The organism is Streptomyces sp. sk2.1 (genome assembly GCF_008120935.1).
Lineage (GTDB): Bacteria > Actinomycetota > Actinomycetes > Streptomycetales > Streptomycetaceae > Streptomyces.
Map to the genome: position 1 here is coordinate 490336 of NZ_RDBO01000055.1, position 6531 is coordinate 496866.

A 6531-nucleotide genomic window follows, 5' to 3' on the forward strand; every position below is an offset into this window, starting at 1 on the left:
GACGGTAGGACCCCCCTTTCCATCCACTTGCTCGACCAGGTATCTTGCATCGCATGGAACCAGGTGATTCGACCAAGCAGGCCCGCGCAGCCGCCCAGCTGCGCAAGGGGGTCCTGGAGTACTGCGTACTCGCCCTGATGCGGGACCGTCCCCGTTATGGCGTGGAGCTGCTCCAGTCGCTGGAGGAATCCGGGGCCCTGGCCACCAGCCAGGGCACGGTCTACCCGTTGCTCTCCCGGCTCCGCCGCGACGACCTGGTCACCACCAGCTGGCAGGAGTCCGCCTCCGGGCCGCCCCGTCGCTACTACGCGCTCACCGACAGCGGCCGGGCCGCGCTCGACGAGTTCACCCGCGTCTGGCCCGATTTCCGCAATGCCGTCGACGCCTTCCTGGCCACCTCGAAACCCCTCACCGGAGACCTCGCATGAAGACTTCTGCCGACCCCGTACGCGACTACCTCTCCGCCGTCGAGCGCGAGGCGTCCGCACTTCCCGCCGACCGTCGTCAGGAGCTCCTCGCCGACCTCGCCGAGCACATCGAGGTGACGCGCGCCGAGCGGCCCGAGGCCGCGCTCGGCGAGATCCTGGCGGAGCTGGGGGACCCCCGCGCGATCGCGGCGACGGCGCTGGCCGAGGCGGGGGCCGGGGTGATCGGGGCGCCGGCCCCGGGCAGTGCCGCGCCCGCCCCCCGGCGCGGCAAGGTGCACCCGCTGGTCCCGCTCCTGATGATCGTCCTCTCGCTGCCCTTCGTGATGGTTTTCTCCGAGCAGCCCGGCCCGCTGTTCGGCGGACTGTTCCGCATCGTCGGCGCCGTCCTCCTGTGCACCTCGGTGCACTGGACCGCCGTCCAGAAGACCACCGGCGTACTGCTCACCGCCGTCCTGCCGAGCGTCGTCATAGCGACCTGGAACCTGTCCAATGACGCGAGCGGCGATCCGGTCCTGCTGCCCAACCTGGTGATGCTCGCCCTGATGAGTGCCGCGGCGGCGTGGCTCTGGAAGGTCCGGCGCGCCTGAGGCGCCGAAGGCGGGTGTGGGCCGGATCACAGTTGAGGTTGACCTCGGGTCAGGGTGGAGGCTCGTCGCATCGGCAGGCCGCGACGGTCCGTCGATCCGGAGCACGACGGACCCGAGGGAGCACACACACCATGTCCATCAGCCTTTCCGGCCGGGACGAGAACGCGTTCGACGCCACTGCCGCTGCCGCCGCTGCTGCCGGACAGGAGCGCCCGGAACTGCACAAGGCCCTGGAGGAGATCGTCGAGTCCGGCATCACCGGGATCACGCTGCGGGTGCACGACGAGCGGGGCGAGTGGGTCGGCAGTGCCGGATCGAGCCGACTGGGAGAGGCCGCGAAGCCGCCGACGGACGGGCACGTCCGGATCGGCAGCAGCACCAAGACCTTCGTCGCGACCCTGGTGCTGCAACTGGTGGCCGAGGGCGGGCTCGGACTGGACGCCCCGGTGGCCGACCATCTGCCCGGGTTCGGGCTGGACCGGCGGATCACGGTGCGGATGCTGTTGCAGCACACCAGCGGGATCTTCAACTTCACCGGGGAGTACTACGAGGACGGGACGATGGTGCCGGGCATCCCGGCCACCACCGCGGGCAAGGAGTGGGTGGACAACCGCTTCAGGACCTACCGGCCGGAGGAGCTGGCGCGCCTCGCGCTGTCCAGGCCGGCGCGGTTCGAGCCGGGCACGGACTGGAGCTACTCCAACACCAACTACGTGCTGGCCAGGCTGCTGATCGAGCAGGTCACCGGCCGCTCGATCGCCGAGGAGGCGCGGCGGCTGATCCTGGAGCCGCTCGGGCTGTCGGGCACCGTGGTGCCCACCACCCGGACGGAGATCGCCGAGCCGCACGCCCACGCCTACTACCGGTACGAGGACGCGGGCGAGGAGAGGACGGTCGACGTGACCGAGCTGAACCCCTCCTGGATCTCCAGCGGCGGTGACATGATCTCGACCTCCCGGGACCTGAGCACGTTCGTCTCCGCGCTGGTGGGCGGCAGGCTCCTGCCGGCCGGGCTGCTGGCCGAGATGTGCACGCCGCGCCCGACGCCCATTCCCGGCACGGGCTACGGCCTGGGGGTGTTCGTGCAGGACACGGGCGACGGCGGCACCCTCATCAACCACAACGGCGGCGCCGCCGGCCACGCGGCGCTGATGTACGCCACGCCCGACGGGGGCAGGGTCATGACCGGCACGCTGAACTACGTGGACGACGCCGCGCTGTCCCTGGCCGTGCCGTTCCAGCAGGCGACGCAGCGGCTCGTCGACGAGGTGTTCCGCGGCGGGGAGGAAGGTCCGGCCCGGTCCGCGGGCTGAACTCCGGTGCCCCGTGAGTCCCGAGGCGCGTCCGAAGGGGCGTTCCCTTCCGGCCGGACATCGGGTAGTGAGGGGACCGGGGTCGCGCCGGACCCGGCGCGACCCGTCCACCTGCCCGGCCCCGGTGTGCGCACCGGTGGCCGGACCCGAGCGCGAGGCAGGCTTCGGCGGATGAACAACGGTGTCACGATCGGGCGGGCGGCGGCGTTCGTCGGCGTCACGGTGAAGACGGTGCGGCACTACCACAAGCTCGGTCTGGTGCCGGAGCCCGAACGCGACGGCTCCGGCTACCGGCGGTACGGGTCGGCCGACCTGCTGCGGCTGGTGCAGGTCCGCACCCTGGCCGCCGCCGGGGTTCCGCTGGCCGAGACCGGGCCCCTGATCGACGCCGACGCCGCGCACCTCGCCGCCGCACTCGTCGACGTCGAGCGGCAACTCACCGAACGCATCGAGGAGTTGACCGCCCGACGTGACACGTTGCACCGGCTCGCCGACGGCAACCGGGCGCTGCTGCCCGACCGTGCCGTGGCGCTGCTGGAGCGGATGCCCGGCCTCGGCTTCACCGAGGACGAGGTGGCGGCCGCCCGGGAGGGGCTGGTGCTTGCCAGGGCGCTGGTCCCCGAGGGCTTCGACGAGCACCTCGGCCATGTCGAACACGCCCTGCGGGACGCCCGGTTCGTCGCCCTGAGCAAACGCGCCGCCGAATCCGCGGCCTGGGAGTCCGACGACCCCCGCATCGCCGAACTCGCCACCGCCCTGGTCGACCACTACCTGGCCAGCCCCGAGCAGCTCAAGATCGTGACCGGTCTGCAGGCCCGTACCGAGGCCGCGACCCGGTACGAGATGGTCGCCCGCCACGGCGGGGACGAGGCACCGGCCACGGCCCGGCTGGTCACGCTCGTCGAGGCCGGGCTCCGCGCCGCCGGCGTCCGCATACCGGGGGCGAACTCCCGCTGACCGCACCGTGTTCCGGTCCTGCGGTCCTGCGGTCCTGCGGTCCTGCGGTCTTGTGGTTCTGTGGCCCCGCGGTCAGTGGGGGGTGTGGTCCCCGTCGGGGGCGGAGGGCGTGCGGTGGGGGTCGGCCAGGGCGCGGCCGAGAGGGGTCAGGGCGTGCAGCACCATGCAGCCCCTCCGGGTGCTGGTGACGAGTCCCGCCCGGCGCAGCACCGAGGCGTGCTTGCTCGCGGTGCCGATGGACACGCCGGTGCGGACGGCCAGTTCGCCGGTCGAGCAGGGCGGGGTCAGCGCCTGGAGGACCAGTGCGCGGGTCCGTCCCAGCAGGTCGGTCAGGCCGTCGGGTTCCGTGTCCGGCAGGGGCCGGCCGGTGACGGGGTAGACCAGTACGGGGGGAAGGTCCGGATCGATGAGCGTCACCGGGCACTTCGTGCAGAAGAACGAGGGGATCAGCGTGATGCCCCGGCCGCGCAGGTGCAGGTCGCGGTCGCGCGGGTAGTCGGCGACCAGGGTCGGGGAGCGCCAGCGGATCGACGGCGGCAGGGTGTGCAGGAGCCGTTCGACGCCGCCCGCCAGGATGTCCCGGCTGTGCTGTGCGCGTTCGAGGTGGAACGTCTCGCCGATCAGCGGGAGTTGGGGCGCGAGCAGTTCGCGGTGGTACGTGGTGAGGGCGTCCTGGAGTTCCTGCCGGGCGCGGCGGTCGCCGTCGGCGAGCGGGCGGGCCCACGGGGGCGGGGTGCGGCGGCCGAAGTGGACGGCGAGTTCGTCGCGGAGCCGGGCGGCCGGGGTGGCGCGGATGAGGTCGAGCGAGGCGCCGAAACCGTCCGCGCCCGGCGGGGTGAGGAAATCGGGGAAGGCCCCTCGGTACGGGACGAGAGCGGTCACGTACCGGACGAGGGACCTGAGGTCCCGTTCGGTGAATCGGGTCCGGACGTGGCGCAGCCACGGCCCGTACTCCGACGGCGGTCGCGGGGACTGGAGAATGTGGAGGCTGTTGACCAATTCCCACATGTCGTCCGGCCGGGTGGCCACCGTGGTCCGTGCCAGGTCGTCCGCAGTGAAGTGGATGCGCAGTTCCATCGGTCCCCCGATCGGTGCTCCGAACTGTTTTCCCCGTGGTGCAAACTGTTCGCCCCCCGGCGACCTTCGCTTCCATTATGTGGGGAGCTCGGGAATGAGCGGCAGAAACAGGGGATCCGCGGTTCTCGAACGGGGGACGCGGCATCGGGAAAAAGGGGGAATCGCATATGCGCAAGGTCCGGAACGCGATCACCAGGACCGTCGCGGCCGCCGCCGTGCTCGCCGCCGGTTCGGTGCTGACGCTCGGCGGGAGCGCCGCGGCGGCTGAGGCGGGGGCGGCGGCCACGATCCACGGCTGCCCGTCCGGGGCGGTCTGCCTCTACCCGAACGGCAGCTGGGCCAACGACAAGCCCACCTACATCTTCTACTCCTACGGCGCCCACAAGATCTACAACCAGTACGGCATCAAGCGGATCTACAACCACCAGACCGGCGGTGCCACCGCCCGCAACTGCTACGACGCGGCCGGCAACAACTGCGGCGGGTACCAGAAGGCCAACACGTACGCCGACTACGACTACACCCCGTACAACTCCATCCGGCTCGTCAAGTGAGGGTCGTGCGGGCCGTCCGGACCGTCTGAACCGTTCGGACGGGCCGAGGTCTCCGGTGTTCCCGGAGGCCCGGGGGATTCCCGGTGGGGGTTCTCGCCGAATCCCGGCCGGGGCTTGCGGGGAATCGAAAGCCGATTCCCCGCAAGCCTTTTCGAGTTCTCCGCTCCGGAGTGCGGGAATCCGGCATGTGCGCGGGGCGTTTTATTCGGGATGTGCGCCCGCGCGTGCGCCGGGGCGGAAAACCGGCGGGAATCCGGTGGGAAGTCGGTGGGAAGTCGGTGTCAAACCGACGGGAAGGTGACCGGAAAGAATTCGGGAATGCGGTGGAACGGTCGGCCGGACGGTCAGCGGGAGGGCCGGCGGAACGATCCGAAGCGTTCCGCGACGACCGGGAGCCGGTCGGCGGCCAGGGCGTGCGCGGCGGCCCGGGGGGTGCGGTTCTCGGCCTCGGCACGGGTCAGCACCAGGTCGACCAGGGTGCGCATCGACCGGCGGGTGTGGGCGAACGCCTCGTCGGCGTCGGCGCCGATGTCCCCGAAGAGCGTCCACCACCACCAGGCATTGGTACCGGAGTTGACGACGACGTCCGGCAGGACGGTGATGCCTCGGGCGGCGAGCAGCGACTCCGCCTCCGGGAGCACCGGCATGTTGGCGGCCTCGACGATCCAACGGGCGGTGATCCGGGCCTGGTTGGCGGTGTCGATGGCGTACGAGACGGCGGCCGGCACCAGTACCTCGGCCCCGGTGGTCAGCCAGGCGTCGGCCGGCAGTTCGCGGTCCTCGGGGCGGAGCGCCGTACGGTCCACCGAGCCGTGGCCGTCGCGGGCGGCGAGCAGCGCCTCGACGTCCAGCCCCGCGGGGTTGGCGACGGTGCCCTTCACGTCGGCGACGGCGACGACGCGCAGCCCGGCCCGGTCCAGGAAGCGGGCGGTGGCGCCGCCCATCGTGCCGAAGCCCTGCACCGCGACGCGGGTGCCCCGGTGGGCGACACCGGCCCGGTCCAGCGCGGTGAGCACCGACTCGGCGACGCCGCAGCCGCCCACCAGTTCGTCCAGGCCGATGCCGTCCACGTCGATGGCGAAGGCGTCGGCGAGGCGCCGCCGGGCGGCCTCCTCGTCGTCGAGCAGCGGGTACACGGCCTGGATGGAGGAGTCCAGCCCGGCCTCGGCGGCGGCCCGGTCCACGAGGTCCTGGGTGAGCCCCAGGTCCTCGCCGGTGGTCCAGAACTGCTCGACGTAGGGGCGCACGGCGCGCAGGTAGCGGACGAGGACGCCGTAGGCGGCGGGGTCGCGCGGGTCGCAGTCGATGCCGCCCTTGGCGCCGCCCAGCGGGATGTAGCGGTTGCGCGGGTCGTAGTGCAGCACCTCCTTCATCGTCATGCCCCGGGCCAGGCCGGTGACCTCCTCCAGCGTGCAGCCGGCGCGCATCCGCAGGCCGCCGCTGGAGACGCCGCGCACCAGCCGGTCGATGACCAGATGCCCCTGGTGGCCGGTCTCCTCGTCGGTCCAGGTGAGGGAGATCAGCGGGGCGGTGGGGGCCGTGGGGGAGGACGGCACGGCGGTCGGGGACGCGGTCATCGCGGGAGCTCCTGGGGGACGGTGATGAGGGTGGGGCC

At 72.2% G+C, this 6531-nt stretch carries 7 protein-coding genes; 5 read left to right on the forward strand and 2 right to left on the reverse strand.

The window, feature by feature from the left end; genetic code table 11:
- Nucleotides 1–53: 53 nt before the first annotated feature.
- The 4 genes from EAO76_RS19560 to EAO76_RS19575 all read left to right on the forward strand — a co-directional run bounded on the left by EAO76_RS19560 (nt 54) and on the right by EAO76_RS19575 (nt 3285).
- The gene (locus tag EAO76_RS19560; RefSeq protein WP_148837190.1) at nt 54–428 is read left to right on the forward strand and encodes a PadR family transcriptional regulator; all 375 of its coding nucleotides are present in this window, start codon (nt 54–56) and stop codon (nt 426–428) included.
- Nucleotides 425–1015 carry an HAAS signaling domain-containing protein gene (locus tag EAO76_RS19565; RefSeq protein WP_148837191.1) on the forward strand — a complete coding sequence of 197 codons (591 nt, stop codon included), beginning with the start codon at nt 425–427 and terminating at the stop codon, nt 1013–1015. The genes EAO76_RS19560 and EAO76_RS19565 overlap by 4 nt, the downstream gene beginning before the upstream one ends.
- Nucleotides 1016–1146: 131 nt before the next feature.
- Complete coding sequence (locus EAO76_RS19570; RefSeq protein ID WP_148837192.1) at nt 1147–2328, forward strand: serine hydrolase; 1182 nt, start codon at nt 1147–1149, stop codon at nt 2326–2328.
- Between the two features lie 171 nt (nt 2329–2499).
- Nucleotides 2500–3285, forward strand: coding sequence for a MerR family transcriptional regulator (locus EAO76_RS19575; RefSeq protein WP_148837193.1), 786 nt, complete (start codon nt 2500–2502; stop codon nt 3283–3285).
- A 72-nt stretch (nt 3286–3357) separates the two neighbouring features.
- Here the strand turns inward: EAO76_RS19575 and EAO76_RS19580 are convergent, their stop codons facing one another.
- The gene (locus EAO76_RS19580; protein WP_148837194.1) at nt 3358–4362 is read right to left on the reverse strand and encodes a helix-turn-helix transcriptional regulator; all 1005 of its coding nucleotides are present in this window, start codon (nt 4360–4362) and stop codon (nt 3358–3360) included.
- Between the two features lie 167 nt (nt 4363–4529).
- Between EAO76_RS19580 and EAO76_RS19585 the strand changes: the two genes are divergently transcribed.
- Nucleotides 4530–4916 (forward strand): hypothetical protein, encoded by a 387-nt coding sequence (locus tag EAO76_RS19585; protein ID WP_148837195.1) that lies wholly within the window; start codon nt 4530–4532, stop codon nt 4914–4916.
- Nucleotides 4917–5260: 344 nt separating this feature from the next.
- On the opposite strand, the gene EAO76_RS19590 is transcribed toward EAO76_RS19585, so the two are convergent.
- Nucleotides 5261–6493: a Glu/Leu/Phe/Val dehydrogenase dimerization domain-containing protein gene (locus EAO76_RS19590; protein ID WP_148837426.1), complete on the reverse strand. Its 1233-nt coding sequence runs from the start codon at nt 6491–6493 to the stop codon at nt 5261–5263.
- Between the last annotated feature and the right edge of the window lie 38 nt (nt 6494–6531).

What these genes read in the sequence shown, in the direction of transcription:
- EAO76_RS19585 (WP_148837195.1), top strand. Translation starts at nt 4,530, where the DNA reads ATGCGCAAGGTCCGGAACGCGATCACCAGGACCGTCGCGGCCGCCGCC.
- EAO76_RS19575 (WP_148837193.1), top strand. Translation starts at nt 2,500, where the DNA reads ATGAACAACGGTGTCACGATCGGGCGGGCGGCGGCGTTCGTCGGCGTC.
- EAO76_RS19580 (WP_148837194.1), bottom strand. Translation starts at nt 4,362, where the DNA reads ATGGAACTGCGCATCCACTTCACTGCGGACGACCTGGCACGGACCACG.
- EAO76_RS19565 (WP_148837191.1), top strand. Translation starts at nt 425, where the DNA reads ATGAAGACTTCTGCCGACCCCGTACGCGACTACCTCTCCGCCGTCGAG.
- EAO76_RS19560 (WP_148837190.1), top strand. Translation starts at nt 54, where the DNA reads ATGGAACCAGGTGATTCGACCAAGCAGGCCCGCGCAGCCGCCCAGCTG.
- EAO76_RS19570 (WP_148837192.1), top strand. Translation starts at nt 1,147, where the DNA reads ATGTCCATCAGCCTTTCCGGCCGGGACGAGAACGCGTTCGACGCCACT.
- EAO76_RS19590 (WP_148837426.1), bottom strand. Translation starts at nt 6,493, where the DNA reads ATGACCGCGTCCCCGACCGCCGTGCCGTCCTCCCCCACGGCCCCCACC.